This window comes from Microbacterium sp. ISL-59 (assembly GCF_018613945.1).
GTDB lineage: Bacteria > Actinomycetota > Actinomycetes > Actinomycetales > Microbacteriaceae > Microbacterium > Microbacterium oxydans_B.
In genome coordinates, this window is sequence record NZ_JAGGPG010000005.1 from 188357 (window position 1) to 214058 (window position 25702).

General features: G+C 69.8%; 20 protein-coding genes. 7 read left to right on the forward strand and 13 right to left on the reverse strand.

Annotation, left to right across the window (positions count from 1 at the left end; all coding sequences use genetic code 11):
• Positions 1-13: 13 nt before the first annotated feature.
• The 6 genes from J7E45_RS17235 to J7E45_RS17260 all read left to right on the forward strand — a co-directional run bounded on the left by J7E45_RS17235 (position 14) and on the right by J7E45_RS17260 (position 8883).
• Complete coding sequence (locus tag J7E45_RS17235) at positions 14-3346, forward strand: serine hydrolase (RefSeq protein ID WP_215070960.1); 3333 nt, start codon at positions 14-16, stop codon at positions 3344-3346.
• Positions 3346-4449 carry a M20 family metallopeptidase gene (locus J7E45_RS17240; protein WP_215070962.1) on the forward strand — a complete coding sequence of 368 codons (1104 nt, stop codon included), beginning with the start codon at positions 3346-3348 and terminating at the stop codon, positions 4447-4449. The genes J7E45_RS17235 and J7E45_RS17240 overlap by 1 nt, the downstream gene beginning before the upstream one ends.
• The gene (locus tag J7E45_RS17245; protein WP_215070964.1) at positions 4446-5315 is read left to right on the forward strand and encodes a GNAT family N-acetyltransferase; all 870 of its coding nucleotides are present in this window, start codon (positions 4446-4448) and stop codon (positions 5313-5315) included. Before J7E45_RS17240 ends, J7E45_RS17245 begins: the two co-directional genes overlap by 4 nt.
• Positions 5312-6418 carry an o-succinylbenzoate synthase gene (menC, locus tag J7E45_RS17250; protein WP_091031046.1) on the forward strand — a complete coding sequence of 369 codons (1107 nt, stop codon included), beginning with the start codon at positions 5312-5314 and terminating at the stop codon, positions 6416-6418. Before J7E45_RS17245 ends, menC begins: the two co-directional genes overlap by 4 nt.
• A 120-nt stretch (positions 6419-6538) precedes the next feature.
• A complete protein-coding gene (locus tag J7E45_RS18230) occupies positions 6539-8203 on the forward strand; it encodes a helix-turn-helix domain-containing protein (RefSeq protein WP_215070966.1) in 1665 nt (554 codons plus the stop codon).
• A 218-nt stretch (positions 8204-8421) separates the two neighbouring features.
• A complete protein-coding gene (locus tag J7E45_RS17260; protein ID WP_091031302.1) occupies positions 8422-8883 on the forward strand; it encodes an Lrp/AsnC family transcriptional regulator in 462 nt (153 codons plus the stop codon).
• A gap of 17 nt (positions 8884-8900) precedes the next feature.
• Here J7E45_RS17260 and J7E45_RS17265 read toward each other — a convergent pair whose 3' ends face one another.
• From J7E45_RS17265 to rsmA, 3 genes are read right to left on the reverse strand one after another with little or no spacing between them, the layout of a single operon-like run.
• Positions 8901-9833 carry a 4-(cytidine 5'-diphospho)-2-C-methyl-D-erythritol kinase gene (locus J7E45_RS17265; protein WP_167634519.1) on the reverse strand — a complete coding sequence of 311 codons (933 nt, stop codon included), beginning with the start codon at positions 9831-9833 and terminating at the stop codon, positions 8901-8903.
• A 7-nt stretch (positions 9834-9840) separates the two neighbouring features.
• Complete coding sequence (mgrA, locus tag J7E45_RS17270) at positions 9841-10908, reverse strand: L-glyceraldehyde 3-phosphate reductase (protein ID WP_215070968.1); 1068 nt, start codon at positions 10906-10908, stop codon at positions 9841-9843.
• Positions 10905-11765 carry a 16S rRNA (adenine(1518)-N(6)/adenine(1519)-N(6))-dimethyltransferase RsmA gene (gene rsmA, locus J7E45_RS17275; RefSeq protein WP_215070970.1) on the reverse strand — a complete coding sequence of 287 codons (861 nt, stop codon included), beginning with the start codon at positions 11763-11765 and terminating at the stop codon, positions 10905-10907. Before rsmA ends, mgrA begins: the two co-directional genes overlap by 4 nt.
• A gap of 67 nt (positions 11766-11832) precedes the next feature.
• On the opposite strand from rsmA, the gene J7E45_RS17280 reads away from it, so the two are divergent.
• The gene (locus J7E45_RS17280) at positions 11833-13098 is read left to right on the forward strand and encodes an MFS transporter (protein ID WP_308162183.1); all 1266 of its coding nucleotides are present in this window, start codon (positions 11833-11835) and stop codon (positions 13096-13098) included.
• Here the strand turns inward: J7E45_RS17280 and J7E45_RS17285 are convergent.
• The 10 genes from J7E45_RS17285 to rsmI all read right to left on the reverse strand — a co-directional run bounded on the left by J7E45_RS17285 (position 13077) and on the right by rsmI (position 25685).
• On the reverse strand, positions 13077-13955 hold the full coding sequence (locus tag J7E45_RS17285; RefSeq protein ID WP_215070972.1) for a TatD family hydrolase: 879 nt from the start codon (positions 13953-13955) through the stop codon (positions 13077-13079). The genes J7E45_RS17280 and J7E45_RS17285 overlap by 22 nt on opposite strands.
• 3 nt (positions 13956-13958) lie before the next feature.
• Positions 13959-15536: a methionine--tRNA ligase gene (gene metG, locus J7E45_RS17290; RefSeq protein WP_215070975.1), complete on the reverse strand. Its 1578-nt coding sequence runs from the start codon at positions 15534-15536 to the stop codon at positions 13959-13961.
• 39 nt (positions 15537-15575) lie between these two features.
• Positions 15576-17117: a molybdopterin-dependent oxidoreductase gene (locus J7E45_RS17295; RefSeq protein WP_251054553.1), complete on the reverse strand. Its 1542-nt coding sequence runs from the start codon at positions 17115-17117 to the stop codon at positions 15576-15578.
• 22 nt (positions 17118-17139) lie between these two features.
• Entirely contained in the window at positions 17140-18309 is a 1170-nt protein-coding gene (locus J7E45_RS17300) for a glycoside hydrolase family 1 protein (RefSeq protein WP_215070977.1), read from the reverse strand.
• 34 nt (positions 18310-18343) lie between these two features.
• Positions 18344-20071 (reverse strand): ABC transporter ATP-binding protein, encoded by a 1728-nt coding sequence (locus J7E45_RS17305; RefSeq protein WP_215070979.1) that lies wholly within the window; start codon positions 20069-20071, stop codon positions 18344-18346.
• Positions 20068-20982: an ABC transporter permease gene (locus J7E45_RS17310; protein WP_167634521.1), complete on the reverse strand. Its 915-nt coding sequence runs from the start codon at positions 20980-20982 to the stop codon at positions 20068-20070. The genes J7E45_RS17305 and J7E45_RS17310 overlap by 4 nt, the downstream gene beginning before the upstream one ends.
• The gene (locus J7E45_RS17315) at positions 20979-21959 is read right to left on the reverse strand and encodes an ABC transporter permease (protein ID WP_091031072.1); all 981 of its coding nucleotides are present in this window, start codon (positions 21957-21959) and stop codon (positions 20979-20981) included. The genes J7E45_RS17310 and J7E45_RS17315 overlap by 4 nt, the downstream gene beginning before the upstream one ends.
• On the reverse strand, positions 21956-23647 hold the full coding sequence (locus J7E45_RS17320) for an ABC transporter substrate-binding protein (protein ID WP_251054557.1): 1692 nt from the start codon (positions 23645-23647) through the stop codon (positions 21956-21958). Before J7E45_RS17320 ends, J7E45_RS17315 begins: the two co-directional genes overlap by 4 nt.
• Before the next feature lie 107 nt (positions 23648-23754).
• Positions 23755-24861, reverse strand: coding sequence for a LacI family DNA-binding transcriptional regulator (locus tag J7E45_RS17325; RefSeq protein ID WP_215070981.1), 1107 nt, complete (start codon positions 24859-24861; stop codon positions 23755-23757).
• Positions 24858-25685: a 16S rRNA (cytidine(1402)-2'-O)-methyltransferase gene (gene rsmI / locus J7E45_RS17330; RefSeq protein WP_091031082.1), complete on the reverse strand. Its 828-nt coding sequence runs from the start codon at positions 25683-25685 to the stop codon at positions 24858-24860. The genes J7E45_RS17325 and rsmI overlap by 4 nt, the downstream gene beginning before the upstream one ends.
• Positions 25686-25702: the final 17 nt, after the last annotated feature.

The following is a 25702-nucleotide window of genomic DNA, read 5'->3' on the forward strand; positions in this document are numbered from 1 at the left end:
GATTGGAGCTCCCATGAACCGTGTCACCGTCGACGACCTGCTCGCCGTCCGCACCCCCGAGCAACCGGCACTGTCACCCGACGGCGCCCGCATCGCCTTCGTGCTGCGGACAACCGACCGCGACGGCGACCGGGACACGCGCGCCCTGTGGCAGGTGCCGACCACCGGCGGTGACCCCGTCCCGCTCACGCACGCGACGGCCGACTCGACCCCGGTCTGGAGCCCCGACGGGTCGCAGCTCGCGTTCCTACGCGCGCAGGACGGCCCGGCGCAGCTCTGGCTGCTCCCGGCCGGCGGTGGCGAGGCCCGCGGACTCACGACTCTCCCGCTCGGCGCCGGCGCTCCGGCCTGGAGCCCCGACGGCGCACACATCGCGTTCACCGCCCCGGTCGACAGCGCGGCGCTTCCCGGCGAGACCGCGGAGACCATCCTCGCCCGACGCTCGGCGCCGGCCTCGACCGACCGGCTGGGCTACAAGGCCGATGGTGCGGGCAATCTGGGCACGCTCGTGCAGCAGCTGCACGTGCTCGACGTCGACTCGGGGAAGGTGACGGTCCTCACCCGCGGCCGCTCCCACGCCTCCGACCCGTTCTGGTCGCCCGACGGCACGCGGATCGCCTACTCCGCGAGCGTCGAGGATGACGCGGATCTGACGATGCGCGTCCCCGTGTTCGTCCGCTCCACCACCGATCCGAACAGCGAGGCCGTGCAGGTCAGCGCCGCCGATGTGCAGGCGACCGCGGTGGGCTGGACGCCGGACGGCCGCCATGTCGTCGCCGCCGGACGCACCGACACCGAGGTCGGTAACGCGGACCTCCTGCTGTTCCCGGTCGACGGCGGCGAACCGCAGAACATCACGCGCAGTCTCGATCGCAACGTGATGCCGGGTGGTCCCGGCTACCCGGGCGGCATGCCGCAGTTCACGGACGGCGGGGACCTCGTGTTCTGCCTCCGCGACAACGGCTACTCGCACGTGTACCGCGTCGCCCCGGACGGTTCGGGCGCCACGGCCCTCGTGGACGGCACCGCGAACGTGTCAGGACTCTCGGTGGCGGCATCCTCCGCGGCGATCACGCTCGCGACGCCGGAATCCTTCGGCGACATCGCGGTGCTGGACCTCACGGATGGATCCACGCGTGTCCTCACCGACTACGGCACACCCGCATTCGATCTCCTCCCGGCGGAGGAGCGCCGTTTCACGATCGCCGACGGCACGGTCGTCACGGGATGGCTGCGCCGCGATCCCGATGCCGCCGGTCCGCTCCCCCTGCTGCTCGACATCCACGGCGGTCCGCACAACGCCTGGAACGGTGCCGCCGACCTCGTCCACCCGTACCACCAGGTGCTGGCGCGCCGCGGCTGGGCGATCCTCACCCTCAACCCCCGCGGCAGCGACGGCTACGGCGACGCGTTCTTCTCCGCGGTCTCCGGCGGGTGGGGCGTCAACGACGCGAACGACTTCCTCGAGCCGATCGACCAGCTCGTCGCCGAGGGCATCGCAGACCCGGCCCGACTGGCCGTGACCGGATACAGCTACGGCGGATTCATGACCTGCTTCCTCACGTCGCGCGACGACCGCTTCGCGGCGGCCGTGGGCGGAGGCGTGGTCACCGATCTCTTCTCGATGGGCGGCACCTCCGACTTCGGGCATTACCTCTCGGCGAAGGAGAACGGCGGGCTCCCCTGGCGCGATGAGGAGCGCCTCTCCGCGCAGTCCCCGTTCACGCAGGTCGACCGGGTCACCACCCCGACTCTGATCCTGCAGGGTGCGGCCGATGACCGCTGCCCGGTCGGTCAGGCCGAGCAGTGGTTCACAGCGCTGCGCGAACGCGACGTGTCCACGCGCCTGGTGCTCTACCCCGGCGGCTCGCACCTGTTCGTGCTCTCCGGTCCTCCGTCGCACCGCGCCGACTACTCGCAGCGCGTGATCGACTGGGTCGAGCAGTACGCGCCGCCGGCCGGCACACCCGTGCGCGCCCGCCTCGACGCCCGTCATTGGCAGCAGCGACTGAGCGCGCTGGCCGCAGCGCACAAGGTGCCGGGCGCGACTCTCGGCATCCTGCGTCTCGGCGAGGAGCCGGTATATGCGCACCACGGCATACTCAACGCGCGCACGGGCATCGAGACCACCGACGACTCCGTCTTCCAGATCGGCTCGATGGGCAAGGTGTGGACGACGACCGCGATCATGCGCCTCGTCGATCAGGGCGTCCTCGACCTCGATGCCCCGGTCGTCTCGTACGTGCCGGAGTTCTCGTCCTCCGACCCGGAGATCACGCGGACAGTGACGCTGCGCCACCTCCTGAATCACACCAGTGGGATCGACGGCGACGTCTTCACCGACACCGGCCGCGGCGACGAGACACTCGAGAAGTACGTCGCGCTCCTGGACGGCGTCGCGCAGAACCACCCGCTCGGTGCGACCATGTCGTACTGCAACTCCGGATTCTCGCTGGCCGGGCGCGTGATTGAGAAGGTCACCGGAACGACCTGGGATCAGGCCATGCGCGACCTCGTGTTCACGCCCCTCGGACTCACCCACTCCTCGACCCTCCCGGAGGAGGCGATCATGTTCCGGGCGGCCAGCGGGCACACCGTGGTCGACGAAGACGGTCCGCACCTCGCGCCCGCCTGGATGCTCCCGCGATCGATGGGCCCGGCCGGACTCATCAACTCCACCACGGCCGACGTGCTCGCCTTCGCCCGCATGCACCTGGCAGGCGGACTGGCCGCCGATGGGACGCGCGTGCTGTCCGAGGCCGCCGTGGCGCGGATGCAGGAGCGTGAGGTGGACATGCCCGACCCGTACACGCTCGGAGACGCGTGGGGCGTGGGCTGGATCCTGTTCGACTGGAACGGCCACCGCCTCATCGGGCACGACGGGAACACGATCGGGCAGGCGTCGTTCCTGCGCATCCTCCCCGAGGAGGGCCTCGCAGTGACGCTGCTGACCAACGGCGGCAACACCCACGATCTCTACGTCGAGCTGTTCGGGGAGATCTTCCGCGAGCTGGCGGCGCTGGAGCTGCCGGCCGGCCTCACTCCGCCCGAGGAGCCGTTCTCGGATGACTTCTCCGAGTTCGAGGGCGTCTACGACCGCTCGGGCGTGCGCACCGAGATCTTCCGCGACGAGAACGGCCTGCGTATGCGCACGACCCTGAACGGGCCGCTCGCCGCCATGCTTCCCGACCCGGTGCAGGAGCATCCGCTGGTGCCCGTCCGTCGCGGCGAGTTCGTGATGCGCCCCGAGGGCGAGCAGGCCTGGCACGCCGTGGTGTTCTACTCCCTGCCCGGCGGCGAGCGCTATCTGCACCACGGCGTCCGCGCGGCGCCGAAGGTGTCGTGATGCCGGTGCAGGCCGGCGTGGACCTCGACCTGGTCCTCGCCGACATCGAGACACTGGTCTCCTGCGAGTCGCCCTCCGATGACCTCGACGCCGTCGCCCACAGCGCCGATGTCGTCGCCGCCCTCGGCGAGCGCCTGCTGGGCGTCGCGCCGGAACGCATCGTCATCGACGGTCGTACGCATCTGCGGTGGCGGTTCGGCGATCCCGCGGTACTGCTCCTCGGGCATCACGACACGGTGTGGCCGCTCGGCTCGTTGCGGCGGCATCCGTTCCGCATCGATGACGGCGTGCTCCGCGGTCCCGGATGCTTCGACATGAAGACGGGCGTGGTGATGGCTCTGCACGCCGTGGCCTCGCTCAGCGACCGCACGGGCGTCGTCATCCTGATCACGGGCGACGAGGAACTCGGCTCCCCCAGCTCGCGCACGCTGATCGAGCAGGAGGCGCTCGGCTGCGCCGCGGTGTTCGTGCTCGAGGCGTCGGCCGACGGCGGCGCCGTGAAGATCGCCCGTAAGGGGGTCTCGCTCTATCGGCTGCACGTCTCGGGGCGGGCGGCTCATGCCGGATTGGAACCGGAGCGCGGCGTGAACGCGGCGGTGGAGGCCGCGCACCTCCTCCTCGCGGTCTCCGAGCTCGGCGATGCGGCGGCGGGGACCAGCGTCACGCCCACGCTCCTGCGCGCCGGCAGCACCACGAACACGGTGCCGGCCGATGCGGAGTTCGCCGTCGATGTGCGGGTGCGCACGGTCGCGGAGCAGGACCGGGTGGATGCGGCGCTCCGCGCCCTCCCCGCCACGCTTCCCGGCGCCACGGTGCGCGTGGAGGGCGGTCCCAACCGTCGACCGATGGAGCCCGAGGCCTCTGCGGACCTGTTCCGCGCCGCCGTGGCGATCGCCCAGGAGGCCGGTCTGACGCCGTTCGAAGGCGTCGCGGTGGGTGGAGCGTCCGACGGCAACTTCACCGCGGCGCTGGGGGTTCCGACCCTCGACGGCCTCGGCGCGGTGGGCGGCGGAGCCCACGCCGATGACGAACACGTGATCGTGGAGATGATCCCGGAGCGCATCCTGCTGCTGCAGGGACTGATCTCCGGAGTAAGGGCATGAGCATGACGGATGCCGCAGCTTTCCGCGCCTCGCCGGAGGAAGCCGCCGACGCGGCGAGCGCCGCCGCGTCGAGGGCGGGGGTGGAGATCCGGTTGCTCGAGGATGTGGGGGACTTCGCCCGGGTGGCGGAGCTGTTCCAGAGCATCTGGACCAAGCAGGGCGAGACCTCGCCGGTCAACGTCGAGACCCTGCGTGCCCTGTCGAAGGCCGGCAGCTACGTGGGCGGCGCGTTCGAGCACGACGAGCTCGTCGGCGCCTGCTTCGGCTTCTTCGCGGCTCCGGATCAGCGCGCCCTGCACAGCCACATCGCCGGAGTCTCGGCACGGATGCGCGGGCGCAGCGTCGGCTTCGCGCTCAAGGTGCATCAGCGCGCCTGGGCGCTCGAGGAGGGACTCGACGAGATCTCCTGGACGTTCGATCCGCTCATCAGCCGCAACGCCCACTTCAATCTCGTGAAGCTCGCTGCGACGCCCACGTCGTACCACCGCAACTTCTACGGGCACATGGCCGACGCGCTCAACGGTGCGGACGACACCGACCGGATGCTCGTCACCTGGTATGTGCGGGATCCGCGGGTCGTCGCCGCCTGTCATGGGGAGCCTGTGCCCGCGAGCGGACACGACGGTGCGGCGCTGCTCAGCGTGGGTGATGACCTCGGGCCACTCCGGCATCGCACCGACGCGCGGCTCGTGCGTGTGGCGCTGCCGCGCGACATCGAGTCGCTGCGTCTCGCCGAGCCCGCCCGCGCGACCGCGTGGCGCCTGGCCCTGCGGGAGACGCTCGGATCTGCGCTGGAGGGCGGAGGGCGCGTGCTCTCGTTCGATCGCTCCGGCGCGTACACCATCGACAGAGGAGAACAGGGATGAAGCTCACCGGATTCGAGCTGCGTGTGATCGAGATGCCGTTGGTGTCGCCGTTCCGCACGTCGTTCGGCGTGCAGACCGTGCGCGAGGCGCTGATCGTGCGGGCCGTCACCGACGAGGCGGAGGGCTGGGGCGAGGGCGTCGCGATGAACGACCCGCTGTACTCCTCCGAGTACGTGGAGGCGAGCGTCGACGTCATCACCCGATTCCTGCTGCCGGCGCTCGCGCAGGTGAAGGACCTGCATGCCGGTGGCGTGGCTCCGGCTCTCGCGAAGTTCAAGGGGCATCGCATGTCGAAGGCCGCCGTCGAGCTGGCGATCCTCGACGCCGAGCTGCGGGCCACGGGCGTGCCGCTGTCGCGCGAGCTGGGCGCCGTGCGCGACCGGGTCGACTGCGGCGTCTCCGTCGGCATCATGGACTCGATCCCCGAGCTCCTCGACGCGGTCGACGGCTACCTCGACGAGGGCTACGTGCGCATCAAGCTCAAGATCGAGCCGGGGTGGGACATCGATCCCGTCCGTGCCGTGCGCGAGCGGTTCGGCGACGACGTGCTGCTGCAGGTCGACGCGAACACCGCCTATCACCGGGGCGACGCCCGACACCTCGCCAAGCTCGACCCGTTCGACCTGCTCCTGATCGAGCAGCCGCTCGACGAGGAGGATCTGCTCGGCCATGCCCAGCTCGCGAAGGCCATCACGACCCCGGTGTGCCTCGACGAGTCGATCGTGTCGGCGCGTGCCGCGGCGGATGCCATCGCCCTGGGTGCCTGCTCGATCGTGAACATCAAGCCCGGCCGCGTCGGCGGCTACCTCGAGGCCCGTCGCATCCACGACGTGTGCGTGGCGAACGACATCCCGGTGTGGTGCGGCGGGATGCTGGAGACCGGGATCGGCCGGGCCGCGAACGTCGCCCTCGCCGCTCTCCCGGGCTTCACCCTCCCCGGCGACACCTCGGGCTCCGGCCGCTACTACTCACGCGACATCACCGAGCCGTTCGTCGTCGAGGACGGCACGCTGACGGTCCCGACCGGACCGGGCATCGGCGTGACCCCGGATGCCGATGCGCTGGATGCCGTGACGGTGCGCACGGAGTGGATCACCTTCTGAGCGGAGGCGCCGGGGCACGACGAGCCTGTCGAGATCGACCAACTGTCGATACGATTTCGTCGTGCCCCACAGCTCCGCGACCGGTGGTCGCCCCCTAGCCTGGGCCCTGTGCTCATGTCCGTGACGACAAGGCCCCGCGCCAGCCTCGGCCGGGTCATCGAAGACCTCGGCAACACCCTGCTCGAGGTGGTCAGCGGCGCGGCCGACGACGACGCCGAGATCGAGACCGTCGTCATCCACGACGTCCTCGACGATGCGATGCCGATGCGAGGCGCGCTCGTTCTGGGCGTCGGCCTGAGCGATCCGGATGAGATCGCGGAGCTGCTCCGGGTGCTCGCCGCGCAGCAGGCCTGCGCCCTGGTGCTGCGTGCGCCGGTGCGAGCCGAGCTGCCGGTGCGCGAAGCATCCGAGGCGTCCGGCATCCCCGTGCTCGCCCTCACCCGCGGCGCCTCCTGGGCGCAGCTGGCGGCGATGCTGCGCTCGTTGATCGCCGAGGGCGACGTCGGCGAACAGGGGGCCACGACACTCGGCGGGATGCCGTCCGGCGACCTCTTCGCCCTCGCCAACGCGATCGCCACCCTGCTGAACGCGCCGGTCACGATCGAGGACCGCAACTCCCGCGTCGTCGCCTTCTCCGGACGCCAGCACGAGGCCGATCCCGCCCGCATCGAGACGGTGCTCGGGCGGCAGGTGCCTGAGCGGTTCGCACGTCAGCTCGAGGAGCGCGGCGTCTTCCAGGAGCTCTACCGCAGCGTCGACCCGATCGACGTCGGCCCCGTGAACAACACCGAAGGACTCCCCTCGTTCCCGCGCGTGGCGCTCGCCGTCCGCGCCGGCGACGAGATCCTCGGCTCCATCTGGGCGGCCGTGCAAGAGCCACTGTCCCCCGATCGCGTGCGGGCGCTCAAGGACTCCGCCGGGCTGGTCGCTCTGCACATGCTGCGGTTGCGGGCCGGCGCCGACGTCGAGCGCCGACTGCGGGCCGACCTTCTCGCCACGATCCTCGAGGGCGGCCCCGGAGCGGCGGATGCCACCGCGCGGCTGCGTCTCAGCGATCATCGCTGCGTCGTGCTCGCGCTGTCCGCCGCGGAAGACGTCGACGACGAACCGTCCGCCGGCGCCCGCGGTGTGGCCGAGCGGCAACGGATCGCCGATGCCTTCGCCGTGCACCTGGGTGCCGTCTACCTCCGTTCGGCTGTCGCCATGATCGGCAACGTCGTGTATGCGGTCGTCGGCATCCGACCGGAGCATTCCGACGCCGAGACGGGCGCGGAGCACCCCGACGCCGACAGCCGCGCCGCCCGCGTCGCGACCGACTTTCTGGGCCGGCTCGGCGCAGCACGCGAGATCCGCATCGGCGTCGGCACCGTCGCAGAGGGCGCGGCGGGCATCCCCGCATCGCGCGCGAATGCCGACCGCGCCCTCCGAGTGGTCCGCCAGGCGCCGTCGCACGAGCCCGTCGCCCGCTTCACGGCGGTGCAGATGGAGGCCCTGCTCGTCGAACTCGGGGATCTCGTGCGCTCCCGTGGCGACCAACCCACCGGTCCCGTCGCTCAGCTGCTGGCGCAGGACCGGGAGAAGGGCACGCACCTGGTGGAGACGCTGCGGGCCTGGCTGGATGCGTTCGGCGATGTGGCCGTGGCCGCGGCGCGCGTCTACACCCACCCCAACACGTTCCGTTACCGGCTGCGCCGGCTGTCGGAGATCAGCGGACTCGATCTGACCGACCCCGAGGCCCGGTTCTCGGCCATGGTGCAGCTACGACTGCTGCTCCCTCGGGACTGATATCCGATCGGCGGCTGAGGCTCGTGGCCGGTCGCCGTCGCCACCCGGCGTGTGCGGCTTGTGGCCTTCCGTCGAGTGCGCGTGATGCCCGCTCGTGGCAGGCATTCTGCGTATCTGACAGATATCTCACCACGAGACGCGCATTCAGACCATAGAGTGATTTCTGATTGATCGATCCGATCAATCCTGACCCCGCGAGAAAGGCGATGGTGATCGAAATGGCCAACCTCGACGAGACCGACCGGAGAATCCTCGGAGTACTCGACACCGACCCCCGCCGCCCGGTCGCCCTGATCGCCCAGGATCTGGGCCTCGCCCGCGGCACCGTGCACGCCCGGCTCGACCGCCTCGAATCCGGCGGGTATCTGCGCGCCCACAGCGCGCGCATCCTCCCGCAGGCGCTGGGGCGCGGCGTCGCGGCCTCGATCCTCGTCGAGCTCGATCAGCACCAGATCACCGCCGCGATCGATGCGCTCAGCCGGGTCCCCGAAGTGCTGGAGTGCTTCGCCCCCGCCGGCGACACCGACCTGCTGCTGCGCGTCGTGGCCAAGGACCCCGACGACCTCTACCGCGTGGCTGAGGTCGTGCGCCTCTGCCCCGGCATCCTCCGCACCTCGACGAGCCTGTTCCTCCGCGAGGTCATCCCCTACCGGGTGAGTGCGTTGTTGCAGGCGGGGTGAGGCGCGGGAAGCGGGTGTCAGCCGATGATGCGCGCACCCGGCACGGGGCCGTGCACGTGGAGCGGGTCGAGGCCGATCTCGCGCAGGGAGGACTGCACGTCCTGCGCCGTCTCGGGGTCGGGGCAGAGTAGGGCGACGGTGGGACCGGAGCCCGACACGATCCCCTGCAGCGCACCCGCCGCGACGCCCTGTCGGATGGTGTCGGCGAGGTCGGGGCGCTCGAACAGCGCGGCGGCCTGCAGGTCGTTGAACAGGGTCTCGGCGAGCTGGGCGGGATCGCCCGTCCGCAGCGCCTGCAGCACCGGGATCGGCACGTCGAGCGACAGCGGCGGGTCGTCGGCGAGGGCGCCCTCCTCCTCGCGCAGGATGTCGAGGCGCTCGTAGACGACCGGCGTCGAGAGCCCCTTGTCGCTCGGCACCAGGATCCAGTCGAAGCGTCCGCGCGCGAGCGCCGGATTGAGCTGATCGCCGCGGCCGGTGCCGACCGCGGTGCCGCCGTGCAGGGCGAACGGCACGTCGGCGCCGAGACGGGCGGCGAGGTCGTGCAGCCGGGCCTGCGAGAGCCCGGTCCCCCACAGCGCGTCGCACGCGACCAGAGCGGCAGCGGCATCCGCCGACCCTCCGCCCATGCCGCCGGCGACGGGAACGCTCTTGCGGATCTCGAGCGCGACGCCACCCTGGTGGTCGACAGCGAGTGCGAGCAGCTTGGCGGCGCGCATCGCCAGGTTGCGGTCGTCGAGCGGGACCGAGCCGATGTCCTCCACGCCTGCGACCGTGACCGAGAAGTCGTCGGCCGGGCGGGCGATCACGTCTTCATACAGCGAGACCGCCTGGAAGACCGTCGCCAGCGCGTGATAGCCGTCGTCGTGCTTGCCGCCGACCCCGAGGTAGACGTTGATCTTCCCCGGGGCGCGCACGTGCACGGAGTCGGTGAACGCGGCGTGGCTCATGATCGGATCACAGCTCCGAGGACTTCGCCCACAGGTTCACGTCGATCGCCCCGGCGAGCTCGTCGATGCGGGTCAGCTCCTCCGCGGTGAAGTCCGGACCGTTGACGGCGGCGATGTTCTCATCGAGCTGCTCGGGCCGCGAGGCGCCGATCAGCGCGGAGGCGACGACCGGGTTGCGCAGCGTCCACTGCAGCGCCAGCTGCGCGAGCGACTGTCCACGGCTCTGCGCGACCTCGTTCAGCGATCGCAGGGTCTGTACGGCCTCATCCGTGAGTCGCCCATCCGGCAGCGACCCGCGCTTCTGGGCGCGCTCGGCCGTGCCGTCGCCGAGGTACTTGTCGGTGAGCAGCCCCTGCGCGAGCGGGGTGAAGGCGATCGCGCCCAGGCCCGACTGCTCGAGGGTGTCGGTCAGACCGTCTTCGACCCAGCGGTTCAGGATCGAGTACGCGGGCTGGTGGATGACCAAGGGCGTGCCGAGGTCCTTGGCGACGGCGACGGCCTCGGCCGTGCGCTCGGCGCTGTACGAGGAGATGCCGACGTAGAGGGCCTTGCCCTGGCGCACGAGCGTGTCGAGCGCACCGACGGTCTCCTCGATCGGGGTGACCGGGTCGACGCGGTGCGAGTAGAAGATGTCGACGTAGTCGAGGCCCATGCGGGTCAGCGACTGCTCGGCGCTCGCGAGGATGTACTTGCGGCTCGCGAAGTCGCCGTAGGGGCCGGGCCACATGTCCCAGCCGGCCTTCGACGAGATGATCAGCTCGTCGCGGTACGGGCGGAGGTCCTCGGCGAAGATGCGCCCGAAGTTCTTCTCGGCCGAGCCGTAGGGCGGGCCGTAGTTGTTCGCCAGGTCGAAGTGCGTGATGCCGCGGTCGAACGCGTGGCGCAGCAGTGCGCGCTGGTTGTCGAGCGGGATGTTGTCGCCGAAGTTCCACCACAGCCCGAGCGAGATCGGGGGCAGGTACAGACCGGACGTGCCGACCTGGCGGTAGTCGAACTGCTGATAACGGCTCTCGTCCGCAGCGTACGGACGGTGCAGCTCGGGGACATCGGGGCGGAAGCGGGGGGAGTCGGTCACGGTGCCAGATTAGTCCCTGGCGCCTGTGCAGCGATGCGCTGGTAGTCCTCGACCGTGAGGTCTTCGCCGCGGGCCGTGGGGGCGACGCCGGCGGCGATCAGCACCTCGGACGCCACCGCTGAGCTGCCGAAGATCCCCGACAGTGCCTGGCGGAGCATCTTGCGGCGCTGGTTGAACGCGGCATCCACGATCTTGAACGTGCGGCGACGCTCGTCTTCGGTGCCGCGCTCCCCCTCGGAGCGGTCGAAGCCCACGAGCAGGCTGTCGACGTTCGGCACCGGCCAGAACACCTGGCGCGAGACGTTCCCGGAGAGCTTCCACTCCCCGTACCAGGCAGCCTTGACGCTGGGTGAGCCGTAGATCTTCGACCCCGGCTTCGCGGCCAGACGCTCGGCGACCTCGGCCTGCACCATCACCACACCGCGCTGCAGGTAGGCGAAGTTCTCGAGGAAATGCAGCAGCACCGGCACCGAGACGTTGTAGGGCAGGTTCGCGACCAGCACCGTGGGCTCGCCCGGCAGTTCGGTGATGCGCAGCGCATCCGCATCGACGACGGTGAGCCGGTCGGCCTCGACGCCGTGCTCGGCGGCGGTCTGGGCCAGCCGGGCCGCGAGGCGGTGATCGATCTCGACGGCCGTGACGGATGCTCCGGTCTCGAGGATCGCGAGGGTCAGGGAACCCAGCCCCGGACCGACCTCGACCACGCGCTCGTGCGGCTGCACGCGGGCCGCCTGCACGATCTTGCGGACGGTGTTCGCGTCGGTGACGAAGTTCTGGCCGAGCTTCTTGGTCGGAGTGACGTCGAGCTCGGCGGCGAGTCGGCGGATCTCGGAGGCGCCGAGCAGGGTGACGGTCATCCTGCCATTGTCCCCTACTCTCCCGGTGTCCCCCGCCGATGTCCCCCGCCGTCAGTAGTCTTCTCTGGTGCCCTCCCTCGGTGAACTCGTCGCGCCCCGCCGCATGGGCCGCGACTTCCGCTGGCTCCTCGCCTCGTCGTGGACCAGCAACATCGGCGACGGCGTGGCACTCGCGGCCGCTCCCCTGCTGATCGCGTCGATGACCTCGTCGCCGATCCTGGTGGCATCCGGCGCGATCCTGCAGTTCCTCCCGTGGCTGCTGTTCGGGCTGCACGCGGGTGCGATCGCCGACCGCTTCGACCGCCGCCGACTGGTCATGTTCGCCAATGCCGCGCGGGCAGTGGTCCTCCTCGCCCTGTGCGCGTTCCTCGTGACGGGCGTCGCGAACATCTGGATCGTGCTCGCGGTGGCCTTCCTCTACGGCACGGCCGAGGTCTTCGTCGACACGGCGGGCAGCACGCTGCTGCCGATGCTGGTGAAGCCCGCCGACCTCGGCATCGGCAACGCCCGCCTGCAGGCCGGATACCTCGTCGCGAATCAGTTCGCCGGCCCGCCGCTGGGCGCCTTCCTGTTCGCCGCGGGCACCGCCTGGCCGTTCCTGCTCGAGGTCGTGTGCGTGAGCTTCGCGGTCGTGCTCATCTCGCGCATGGCGAAGACGCCCGTCCCTCCGCGCGAGACCGACACGCATCCGCCCGTGCACACCGACATCGCCGAGGGCATCCGCTGGCTGTGGCGCAATCCGCCGGTGCGCATGCTGGTGCTCATCATCCTGGTCTTCAACATCACCTGGGCCGCCCCCTGGGGCGTGCTCGTGCTCTACGCCACCGAGCACCTGCACATGGGCGCGGTCGGCTACGGAGCGCTCACGACCGCATCCGCGGCGGGCGGCATCCTCGCCACGCTCAGCTTCGGCTGGCTGGAGCGGCACGTGTCGTTCGCGACCCTGATGCGGGTGGTGCTCTCGCTCGAGGTGCTCATGCACCTGTCGTTCGCGCTCACCACCACGGGCTGGGTGGCGCTGATCATCATGTTCTTCTTCGGCGCCTACGCGTTCGTGTGGGGCACGATCTCCACGACCGTGCGGCAGCGGCTGGTCCCCGCCGAGCTGCAGGGGCGCGTGGCCTCGGTGAACATGGTCGGGGTATTCGGCGGCATGGTCGTCGGCCAGGCGCTCGGCGGCGTGATCGCCCAGGTGTGGGGTCTCACGGCACCGTGGTGGTTCGCGTTCGTGGGCGCGGCCCTCACGCTGCTGCTGGTGTGGAAGCCGATCTCGCAGATCGTGTCGGCGAAGCCCGTCGCCGATCCGGCGAGTCAGTCGGCGAACGAGCCGTAGACCCGCAGGGTGTTCTCGGCCAGCTGGGCGCACAGCTCATCGACCTCGATGCCGAGCTCGGCCGCCATGAAGCGCACCGTGATCGGCACGAGGTAGGGCGCATTCGGACGACCCCGCAGCGGCACCGGAGTGAGGAACGGCGCGTCCGTCTCGACCAGGATGCGATCGAGCGGGGTGACCTTCAACGCATCCCGCAGGTTCTGGGCGTTCTTGAACGTCACGTTTCCCGCGAACGACAGGTGATACCCGGCATCGGCGCACACGCGCGCCATCGCGTCGTCGCCCGAGAAGCAGTGGAACACCGTGCGCTCGGGGGCGCCGACCCGGGTCAGGGTCTCCAACACCGCATCGTGCGCGTCGCGGTCGTGGATCTGCATGGCGATGCCGTGCTTCTTCGCCAGCGCGATGTGCGCCTCGAACGAGGCGAACTGCGGCGCCTGCCGCTCGGGCTCGGTGCGGAAGAAGTCGAGCCCCGTCTCGCCGATCGCCCGGGTGCGCGGGTGGGCGGCGAGCTCGTCGATCACCGCGAGAGCCTCATCGAGGCGGCCCTCCTCCGCATAGGTCGGCGCGTCGTTCGGATGGATGGCGACGGCCGCGAGCACGCGCGGATCGGATGCTGCGGCCTCGACCGCCCACCGCGACGACTCGATGTCGCCCGACGCCTGCACGACCCCGGCGATGCCCACCGCCGCCGCCCGATCGAGCTGCTCGGTCAACGACAACGGGTCATCACCGTCGACGATCTCCAGGTGCGCGTGGTTGTCGTACACCGGGACCGTGAGCGGCTCGGGGGCCGCCGGATACTTCAGATCCTTGCGACCGTCATTGTCACGGCGCTGCACATACGTCCCCGACATGGTTCAGGCCGTGGACTCCACCCGGGGGAACAGCGGCGCGAGACCGTTGACGCTGGTGCCGGGGCGCAGCACGCCCCAGGCTCCCGCCTCGCGGATCGGCTGGTCCTGCAGACGGCCCAGGGTCTCGGCGGCACCGAGTGCGACCCAGAGCTTCTCGGTCGACTGCGGCATCACGGGCGAGAGCAGCACCGCGAGCGCACGCAGTCCCTCGGCGCAGGTGTACAGCACGGTGCCGAGGCGACCGCGCTGAGCCTCGTCGCGAGCGAGCGCCCACGGCTCGTTCTCGGTGATGTAGCCGTTGAGCGCGTCGACGATCGTCCAGATCGACGAGATGGCCTCGTCGATGCGGAACTGCGCGACCGCGGCATCCGCGTTCGACGCCGCATCCGCCACGATCTTCTGGATCGCGAGATCCTTCTCGGTGTATTCGGCCGCGGGCGGCACGACGCCTTCGAAGTACTTCTCGATCATCGCCGTGGTGCGCGAGGCGAGGTTGCCGAAGCCGTTCGCGAGCTCGGCCTGGTAGCGGGCCGACAGGTCTTCCCACGAGAACGACCCGTCCTGACCGAACGCGATCGCGGAGAGGAAGTAGAAGCGGTATGCGTCGGAGCCGAACACGTCGGTGATCTCGGTCGGCGCGATGCCGGTGAGCTTCGACTTCGACATCTTCTCGCCGCCGACGAGCAGCCAGCCGTGCGCGAAGACGCCCTGGGGCACTTCGAGGCCGGCGGCCATCAGGAGGGCGGGCCAGATCACCGCGTGGAAGCGCAGGATGTCCTTGCCCACCACGTGGTACGCGGGCCAACGGCGCTCGAACGTCTCCTCGTCGGAGCCGTAGCCGACGGCCGTGGCGTAGTTGAGCAGGGCGTCGACCCACACGTAGATGACGTGCGACTCGTCCCACGGCAGCGGGATGCCCCAGTCGAAGGTCGAACGCGAGATCGACAGATCCTTCAGGCCCTGGCTCACGAACGACACGACCTCGTTGCGCGCGGAATCCGGGCGCACGAAATCGGGCTGTGTCTTGTAGAGCTCGAGCAGACGATCCTGGAACTCGCTCAGCTTGAAGAAGTAGTTCTTCTCCTGCAGCAGCTCCAGCGGCTTCGAGTGGATGGCGCAGACCTTCAGCCCCTCGAAGGGACCGGTGCCGTCGACGATCTCCGACTCGGGCTTGAACTCCTCGCAGCCCACACAGTAGAGCGCCTCGTACTCGCCGGCGTAGATGTAGCCGCGGTCGTAGAGCCGCTGGAAGAACGTCTGCACGTTCGTCTCGTGGCGCTCCTGCGTGGTGCGGATGAAGTCGTCGTTGGCGACGTCGAGCGTCGTCAGCAGCGGGAACCAGCTCTCGGTGACGAGCTTGTCGACCCACTCCTGCGGCGTCACGTTGTTGGCCGCCGCGGCGCGCAGCATCTTCTGGCCGTGCTCATCGGTGCCGGTGAGCATCCAGGTGTCATCCCCCGCCTGGCGGTGCCACCGTGCGAGCGTGTCGACGGCCACCGTCGTGTACCCATGACCGATGTGCGGCACGTCGGAGGGGTAGTAGATGGGCGTGGTGATGTAGAAGGATTCGCCTGCGGGCATGGAGCAATTCTAGGTGTCCGGGCACCGGAGGTTACGCGCTCAGGCCACCGAGACGTCGATGCGGTGCCATCCCTGCGCGCCGTCGGGTGCCGGCGGCGCCGGATCCGATGTCTGGGTCTCCCCCTCGACGCTGAGCGCCCGGCATTCGACGGTGTGCGATCCACTCTCCGCGGTCCACGCCAGACTCCACTGCACCCACGTGTCGGCCGAGATGGCGGTTGCGAGCTCGGCACGCTGCCACGGCCCGTCGTCGATGCGCACCTCGACCCCGGCGATGCCGACCTGCTGCTGCCACGCCATCCCCGCGATCACGGTGTCGCCGGCCGGAACGGACTGGCCTCGACGCGGCACGTCGATGCGGGACTGCAGCTTGATCGGGCCGCGCTCGGACCATCCCCGTGTGGTCCAGTACGCGGTGGCCCGGTCGAAACGGGTGACCTCCAGCTGCGTGACCCACTTCGTGGCGGACACGTATCCGTACAGCCCGGGGACCACGAGTCGCGCCGGGAACCCGTGTTCGATCGGCAACGGCTCGCCGTTCATGCCGACGGCCAGCAGCGCGTCGCGGTCGTCGGTGAGCGCCTCGATCGGAGTGGACGCCGTGAAGCCGTCGGACGAGGTCGACAGCACCATGTCGGCGTCGGGCTCCACACCCGCGCGCGCGAGCAGCTCGCGCACCGGAACGCCCAGCCAGCGGGCGTTGCCGATCAGCGATCCGCCGACCTCGTTCGACACGCACGCGAGAGTCACGTCGGACTCCTGCATCGGCAGCGCGACCAGCTCGTCCCACGTGAGGCGCACCTCGCGGTCGACCATCCCGTGGATGCGCAGCGACCAGTCGGCCGGGTCGATCCGAGGCACGATCAGTGCGGTGTCGATGCGGTAGAACTCGGCGTTCGGGGTGACGACGGGAGCGAGGCCGGGGATCTCCAGGTCGGCGCCGACAGGGACCGGCGCCGCCGCTCGCGCCGGCTTGGGCAGCCGCAGCGCGTCACGGACCACCTCGATCGAGCGGCTCGCCCCACGTGCGACGTTCCCGACGATCAGGAGCACGAGTCCGGCGGCCGCGGCACCGGTCGTCCAGACCAAGAATCGGCGCCGGTCGACGTCGTCGGGGGCGATTCCAGCGACGGGCCGGAGCCGCTGCACCAGCATCCGCACGACGATCACCGCGACGAGACCGGCGACGAGGCCGGGGAGCCAGGCGAACGGCCCCGCACCGGGGCGGATCATCGCGGCCACGACGGCGAGCGCGCCGAGGGCGGCGAGGATCACGGCCCCGATCGGAGGGCGCCGCAGCTCCAGGACGCCGGCGAGCGCGGCGACGACCGCGAGGACGATGGCGACCCCCACGATCAGCGCCACCTTGTCGCCGGTGCCGAACAGCGCGATGGCCGCGTCTTTCGCCCAGCTCGGCGCGAGGTCGATGAGTCCGCTCCCGATCACGGCGAACGGGCTCGCGCTCGGCTCCACGATCGCCGCGACGAGTTCGGCCAGGCCGACGGCGACGACGGCCGCGCTCAGGCCCGCGGCTGCGGATCGGATCCGGTCCTGCCGCGTCGCGGGCATCGCGTGCGTCATGACCTGAGCGTAGCCCCCGAAGTCAGAGCGCGTTGCGGCGCGCGACCTCCCCGAGCCAGGCCAGCGAGGGCTTCGGGGTGCGCACGAACGTCTCGCGGTCGAAGCCGATCAGCCCGAAGGTGGGGGCGAAGCCGCTGGCCCACTCGTAGTTGTCCAGCGCGCTCCAGTGCTGGTACGCCCGCACGTCGATGCCGTCGGAGATCGCGCGGTGCAGTCCCTCGAGCGCACCCTGCGTGTAGGCGATGCGACGGGTGTCGTCGGAGGTCGCGATACCGTTCTCGGTCACGAGCACGGGCACGCCGCCGCTGCGCTCCCACGCGCTGCGCACGCCGAGCTCGAGCGCCTCGGGGAAGAACTCCCAGCCGGTGAGCGTGGTCTCCACGTCGGACGACACCGGGAGCGGACCCTCCGGCCCGATGAACGTGCGCGTGTACGCCTGCACGCCCACGAAGTCGTCGCCGGCCGACTGATCCAGGTACCAGTGGTCGCGCGGGTCGCCGTACTCGGCCAGCATCTCGTCGGCACCCGGCTCACCGGTGGAGTGGAACGCCTGCGTGGCGATGGTCCAGCCGGCCTTGACCCCGGGCACCGAGTGCAGGATCTCGGAGGCGCGGTGGTGCGCATCGAGCAGGGTGTCGGCCACGGCGAGGTCGGGGTTCGGGAGGCCGAACGCCACGAGGTTCGCGGCATCCTCTCCCCCGGCCAGCATCGCGGCGATGTTCGGCTCGTTGATGGTGCAGACGTACTCGACGCCGTCGAGGATCGGCAGCACGGTCTCGACGTAGCGGGCGAACAGGTCGACCGCGTCCTCGGCACGCCAGAAGCCATCCTTCTGGAACCACTGCGGCACCGTGAAGTGCATGAGCGTGACCGTCGGGTCGAGCCCGTTCTCGCGCGCCGTGTCGATCATGCGGCGGTAGTGGTCGAGCATGGCCCGGGAGACGAAGCCGCGCTCGGGCTCGATCCGCGCCCACTCCACCGAGAACCGGTAGGAGTTCAGCCCGGCGGCGGCCAGCAGCCGCATGTCCTCCGGGTAGCGGTGGAAATGGTCGGCCGCGTCGCCGGAGGGCTCGACCATGGGCGAGCCGGGGGCGTGTTCCATCGCCCACCAGTTGCTCGTGGTGTTGTTGCCCTCCACCTGGTGGGCTGCTGTCGCGGCGCCCCACAGGAAGCCGTCGGGGAATGCGAGCACGAATGCTCTCCTCTCTCTGTGATGAAGTCGTGGGTCAGCGAAGTCGTGCGGGGTTGGGCACGGCATCCAGCAGCTGGATCGTGTACGGGTCCTCCGGATGCTGCAGCACCTCGGCGGTCTCGCCGCGCTCGACGACCCGGCCGCCGTTGAGCACCAGGATGTTCTGGGTCACCAGTCGCGCGCTCAGCAGGTCGTGCGTGATGTAGAGCATGCTGATGCCCCATCTCTCGCGCAGATCCTCCAGCAGCGCCAGCACACCCGCGCGCAGGGATACGTCGAGCATCGAGACCGGCTCGTCGGCGATGAGCACCTGTGGGTCGCTCGCGAGCGCCCGGGCGATCACGACGCGCTGCCGCTGCCCACCCGAGAGCTGATGCGGCAGCTTCGCCGCGAACTGCTCGACGGGCGTGAGGCCCACGGTCTCGAGCAGCTCGAGCACCCGCGCCCTGGCTTCCGGCCCGCGCAGCTTCGTGTAGTTCATGACCGGGCGCGTCAGGGCGTACTCGACCGTGTGCAGCGGGTTCAGCGCCGCATACGGGTCTTGGAACACCATCTGCACGTCCTTGCGCAGGTCGCGCAGACCGCGGCGCTTGAGCGTCGCCACGTCGACATCGCCGAAGCGGACGGTACCGGAGGTCGGCTTCTCGACACCGGTGAGCATCTTGGCGATGGTCGACTTGCCCGAGCCCGAGGCTCCGACGAGCGCGAGCGCTTCCCCCGGTTCGAGCCGGAACGACACGTCGTCGACGGCCGTCACGGCATCCTGTCCACGGCGCGGGGCCGGGTAGTGCTTCGACACCCCGTCGACCACGATCGCCGCATCCGCGCGACGCGCATCCCGCGACGACACGGTCGGCAGCGTCTCGGTGACGTCGGTGCGCGAGCGGCCTTCACTGCGCCGCGTACCGAGATCGACGAAGCCGGGGATCGACAGGGTCTTCGCCCGCGGGTCCGCGTAGTGGCTGAGCAGCATCCGCGTGTACTCGTCTTTCGGACGCTGCAGGATGTCGATGCTCGGCGCGTCTTCGACGATGCGCCCCTCGTGCATCACCATCACCCGGTCGGTGGCCTCGAGCACGATGCCGAGGTCGTGACTGATGAGGATGGCCGTGAACTGCTCGGCCCGCTGCAGCTCCTTGATCGTGTCCATGACGGCGTGCTGCACGAGCACGTCGAGCGCGGTGGTCGGCTCGTCGAAGACCATGAGCTGCGGTTCCAGCGAGAGCGCGAGGGCGATCGAGGCGCGCTGGCGCATACCGCCGGAGAGCTCCCCGGGGTAGCGGGCGAGCACCGAGGCGTCGAGGCCGACCTTGCCGATGAGCTCGCGGGCCCGGGCCTCCCGGTCGCCCTTGGGCACGTGGCCGTGGGCGGCGAAGATGTCGCGGAAGTGGTTGCCCACAGTGCGCACCGGGTTCAGTGCATTCATGCCCGACTGCAGCACCATCGCGAACCCGCCCTGGCGCTGACGACGCAGCTCCTCGGCATCCAGCTCGCGGATGTCGCGCCCGCCGAAGAGGATGCGGCCTCCGCTAATGCGCGCCGGCGGCTTCTGCAGCCGCGTCAACGCGAAGCCGAGCGTCGACTTGCCCGATCCCGACTCACCGACCAGTCCGACGAACTCGCCGCGGCGCAGCGAGAACGAGACATCGTGGACCGCGGCGACCGGCGTCGCCCCGGGTGAGGCGTATTCGACCGAGAGCCGCTGCACGTCGAGCAGGATGTCGTTCCCCGTGGTTGAAGTCGCAGGTGCCATGGCGGTCATCGGCCCTTCCCCTCTCGCAGGCGCGGATTGGAGATGCCGTCCACGCCGAAGTTGATCAGTGTCAGGCTCAGCGCCAGCAGTGCGATGCACAGACCGGGGGCGAACAGCAGCAGCCACTGTCCGGTGAGCAGGGAGTTGGAGTTCTGCGCCCAGTAGAGCATGGTGCCCCAGCTGACGATGCTGGAGTCGCCGAGGCCGAGGAACTCGAGTCCCGCCTCGGCGAGGATCGCGGCCGTCGCCGCTCCGAAGAGCGTGCCGGCGATGATCGACGTCATGTTCGGCAGGATCTCGCGGAACACGATGCGCGTCCTGCTGTCGCCCGAGAACTGCGCCGAGGTGACGAAGTCGTTGCCGCGCAGCGACTGCGTCTGGCTGCGGAGCACACGAGCACCCCACGCCCAGCCGGTCACCACGATCACGGCGATGATCATCAGGATCCCGCCGTTCTGCAGATACGCGGCGATCACGATCATGAGCGGGAGCCCGGGGATCACGAGGAAGAGGTTGACGATGAAGCCGACCACCTCGCCCAGGAACCCGCGCATGTACCCCCAGCTGAGGCCGATGAGCACAGCGACGATCGTCGAGAGGATGCCGGCAGCGAAGCCGACGAGCAGGCTGATCTGCGCGCCGTAGATGAGCTGGCTGAGCACGTCCTCCCCCGCGGCGGTCGTGCCGAGCCAGTGCGCCCAGGACGCGTCGGCGTTGCGCTCGAACCCGTTCTCCTTCGCACCGTACGGGGCGAGGACCGGGGCGAACACCGCGACGAGCACGAAGAAGGCGAGGATGCAGAGGCCGAGTCGGGCCTTGCCGTTGCTCCAGAGGGTGGCGACCATGCGCCCGAAGGCGCGCCACGGGCTGGGCGCGGCGATGCGCTCGGCGGGGATCTTGACGTTCATGGTGGAAGTCATCGGCGTGTCCTCGGGTCGAGAACCCCGTAGAGGATGTCCACGAGGAAGTTGGCGATGAGCACGCTCACGGTGATCATCAGGAAGAGCGCCTGCATGAGCGGGTAGTCCTGCCCGATCACGGCGTTGAACAGCAGGTACCCGATGCCGGGATACCCGAAGACCTGCTCGACGAGAATCGATCCGCCCACGACACCGCCGAGTGTGAGCCCGAAGCCGGTGAGGTTCGGCAGGATCGCGTTGCGCGCGGCGTAGCGGAGGGCGATCGTGCGGCCGTGCAGCCCGTTCGCCTCGCCGAAGGTGATGTAGTCCTCACCGAGCGTGTTGATCATGGCGTTGCGCATCCCGATGATCCAGCCGCCGAGCGAGGTGAGCAGGATCGTGAGCGCGGGGAGGAACGCGTGGCTCAAGAGGTCGCCGAAGAACTCCCAGGTGAAACCGGGTGTCGTCGTCGCGGAGTAGGCGCCCGTGGTCGGGAACCAATGCAGCACGTAACCGAAGAAGAACAGCAGCAGCAGCGCGGTCCAGAAGTAGGGGAACGTGCTGAGGAAGGAGCCCGTCAGCGTCGGCAGCGTGTCGAGCCAGGTACCTCGACGCCAGGCGGCCGCGACGCCGATGAGGGTTCCGATCACGAACGCGAGGATCGTGACGATGCCGACGAGAGCGATCGTGTACGGCAATGCCGTCGACACCATGCTCGCCACCGACTGGGGATAGAACGTGTACGAGACGCCGAAGTCGAGCCGGACGACCTGGCCGAGGTAGGCGATGTACTGGTCCCACAACGACCCGGTCGGCACACCCAGTTGGGCTTCGATGGCGGCGCGAGTGGCGTCGGACACCGGCCCGTTCTGGGACAGCTTGGCGATGGCGGCATCCGCCGGGGAGCCCGGCATCATGCGCGGGAGGAAGAAGTTCAGGGTGACCGCGGCCCACAGGGTGAGGACGAACAGGCCGAACTTCTGGAGCACGTACTTCACTTGTCGTCCTCCTTGACTCGCTCGAGCCGCGTGAAGATGCCCAGCGGCGCGGAGTCGTAGTTCTGCGGGATCATGTACGGGTCTTCCTCGCTGGGCCAGCCGGTGAACTTGGCGTCGTTGAACAGACCCCAGATGCCGCCGTAGTACAGGCCGATCACGGGCAGCTCGTCGTAGACGATGCCCTGCAGCTCCTTCACGATCTCCGCGTGGCGGGTCGTGTCGACGGTCTCGCGGTACTCGGCCAGCAGTGCGTCGACCTCGTCCGAGCGGTACCGCTCGAAGTTGTTGGCCGTGGTCTCGCCCGATGGCACGTAGAACTCGCTCGAGAGCAGGTTGTTGTAGGCCTGGTAGACGTCACCGTTGCCCATGCCGCCGATCGCCATCTCGAAGTCGCCGTTGCTGATCGCGCTCTGGTACCCCGCGGGCTGCGGGAGCTTGAGCGTGACCTTCACACCGACCTCGGCCAGCTGGCTGCGCACGGTCTGCGCCGCCCTGGTCCAGTCGGTGAAGCCGTTGGCCGTGGTGAGCGCGAATTCGAGCTGCTCGCCGTCGGCGTCCACGAGCCGGTCACCGTCGAGGGTGTAACCCGCCTTCTCGAAGGCCGCGAGTGCGGCATCCGTGTCCTGCGTGATCATGCCCTGGTCGGGGATGCTCGGGTCGAGGTACTCCTCCTGGTTCGGGAGGATGAGTCCGGTCTGACCGGCCGGCTTCATGTACCCCTCGGAGGCGGTCTCGGCGATCTCGTCGCGATCGAGGGCGAGCGCGATGCCGCGCCGCACGTTCACATCGTCGAACGGGGCGACCTCGAGGTTCGGCATCAGGGCGATCACGCCGCCCGGCGGGAACCACCAGTTGTTGTCCGGGCTCGCCGCACCCCAGGTGCCCTCCACGTCCGAGATGAACGCGTAGGCCCAGTCATACCCGCGGCTCACGGTGTCGAGCTGCGAGTTGGTGGCGGGCAGGATGATGTGCTCGATCTCGATCTTGTCGGCCTGCCAGTAGTCGGGGTTGCGGTCCATCGAGTACTGCTGGTCGTTGTAGTTGCCGAGCACGAACGGCCCGGTCCCGACCGGCGTCTCGTTGCGGTAGGTGTCCGCGTTCTTCACATCGGCCCAGAGGTGCTCCGGCACGATCATGGTCAGCCCGAGGATCGACAGTGAAGGCGCGTCCTCGGTCTGGAGGTGCATGATCACGTCGTCGCCCTCGGTCTCGACGCTCTCCAGGTGCTGCCAGGCGCCCTTGATGTCGAGCGCGGGGTTGTCTTTGAGCAGCTGGAACGTGAAGGCCACATCGTCCGGGGTCAGGTCTTCGCCGTCGCTCCACTCGACATCGTCACGGATCGTCATGACGATGGTGCGGGCGTCGGGCTGCGTCCACTCGGTCGCGAGCCAGGGGTTCAGCGTGCCGTCGAGCGGGTTGACCAGGATCAGCGGCTCGTAGATCCATTTCGACGCGGTGCGCGCGTTGGTCAGGTACGGGTTGAAGTTCTTCGTGAAGAACGGGTTGCCCTTGTCGGCGTTGATCAACATCGTGTCGTCGCCGATCGATGGATCGGGTTGCGATGTGATCTGGATGCTGCAGCCGCTCAGTGCGACTGCGGCTGCTGCAAGGCCGACGATCGCGGCTCTGCGCCAGCGTCCCATCATCCGCGCTCTCGGTGTTCTGCCACCGGACATCTGCCACCTCATGTCGTCTCTGTCATGACTGGCGGCCCGCGCCGCCTCAGTGATTGTAAGCGCATACATTTTCGGAAAGCAACCCCTTGACACCGGCAGACCGGCGTGGGACGCGCGGGTCAGACGGAGCGCTGCGAGCTCTCGCGCAGGATGATCTGCAGCGGCAGACGGGCCAGTACCGGCTCGGCGTCCACGTTCTCCAGGCGGCGGGCGAGCACCTGCACCGCTGCCCTCCCCAGGTCGATCATGGGCTGGCGGATCGTGGTGAGCGGGGGGCGGGACAGCGCCGCCGCCTCGATGCCGTCGAACCCGGTCACGAGAACGTCGTCCGGCACGCGGATGCCGGCGCCGCGCAGCACATCGAGCGCGCCGAGCGCCATCTGGTCGTTCGCCGCGATCAGGGCCGCGGGAGCCCCGGATGCGACGAGTTCCTCGGCGGCACGACGGCCGGATCCGCGCGTGAAGTCGCCGCGGAGAACGGACACGTCGTCGAGGGAGCGGCCGGCAGCCGTGACCGCCGCCGCGAAACCCTCCCACCGCTGCAGGCCGTCCGGAGAGTCCGCCGGTCCGGCGAGGAAGGCGAGCCGCCCGTCCCCCACCTGGTCAAGGACGTGCCGGGTCAGCTCGGCCATCGCCTCGGCGTTGCTCACGGTGACGTGGTCGTAGTGGTCGCCGCGCGGCGGCCCGGAGAGCACCACGACCGGGATCCGCCGGGCGAGGCGCGCCAGCACGTCGTCGGGCACACTGCTCGCGAGCACCATGAGGCCGTCGACGCGGCCGGCCATGTCGCGCACCGTCGACCGGTCGGGATCGTCGCGTCCGACGCCGACCATGAGCACGAAACCCTGCTTCCACGCCTCCAGCTCCGCGCCGCGCAGCACCTCGTCGAGGAAGAGCATCGAGGTGTGGCCGTCGTCGGCATCCGCGTCATCGCGGACGATCGCGAACGGCGGCGCATCGGCGTCGGAGAGCACGTCCAGCGGCGGAGCGTCTTCCGCGGCGTCGAACCCGGGAAAATACAGCCCGAGCACCCCGGTGCGGCGCTCCGCGAGACCTCGGGCACTGCCGCTGGGCACATAGCCCAGCGCGGACACGGCATCGAGCACGCGCTCCCGGGTGACCGGGCGCACCGCATCCGGCGAGCGCAGCACGCGCGACACGGTGGCGATGGACACACCCGCCCGATCGGCCACGTCGTACACGGTCGCCGCCTTGCTCACGGTCATGCCCCTCCGGAGCGGGCGGCCAACGCGGCCTGGTAGAGGTCGCGGGAGGAGAGACCGGTGAGCGCGGCCACCTCGGAGGCGGCATCCTTCAGGCGGATGCCGTCGGCGACGAGTTTCTGCACCTGGGCGAGCGCGTCCTCCGGGGAGGCGTCGCGGCGGGAAGCACCCTCGACGACGACGACGATCTCACCCTTGACGCCGTTCTCGGCCCAGGCGACCAGCTCGGATGCCGTGCCGCGACGCACCTCCTCGTACAGCTTCGTGAGCTCGCGGCACACCGCGATCCGCCGCTCGTCGCCGAACGCCGCACCCATGTCGGCGAGCGCACTCGCGAGGCGGGCCGGGGACTCGAAGAACACCATGGTGCGGGGCTCCGCGGCGAGGGCGCGGAGCGTCGAGCGGCGCTCCCCCGGCTTGCGCGGCAGGAAGCCCTCGAACGTGAAACGGTCGGTGGGGAGGCCCGAGATCGCGAGCGCCATCAGCACCGCACTCGGACCGGGGATCGCCGTCACCGTGACGCCCTGCGCCACGGCTTCGGCGACGAGCCCGTAACCCGGGTCGCTCACGGTCGGCATCCCGGCGTCGCTCATCACGACGATGTCGGTCTCCGCGGCGAGGGCGGCCAGTTCTGCCGCCTTCTGCTTCTCGTTGTGGTCGTGCAGCGCGATCAGACGTGGACGGTTTTCGATCTGCAGCGCCTTCAGGAGCCGCACCGTGGTGCGGGTGTCTTCCGCGACGACGACCTCGGCGTTCTCCAGCACCTCCACCAGGCGGCGAGACGCGTCGCCGAGATTTCCGATCGGAGTGGCGGCGAGGATGATCACCCGCCCAGCTTAGGCGC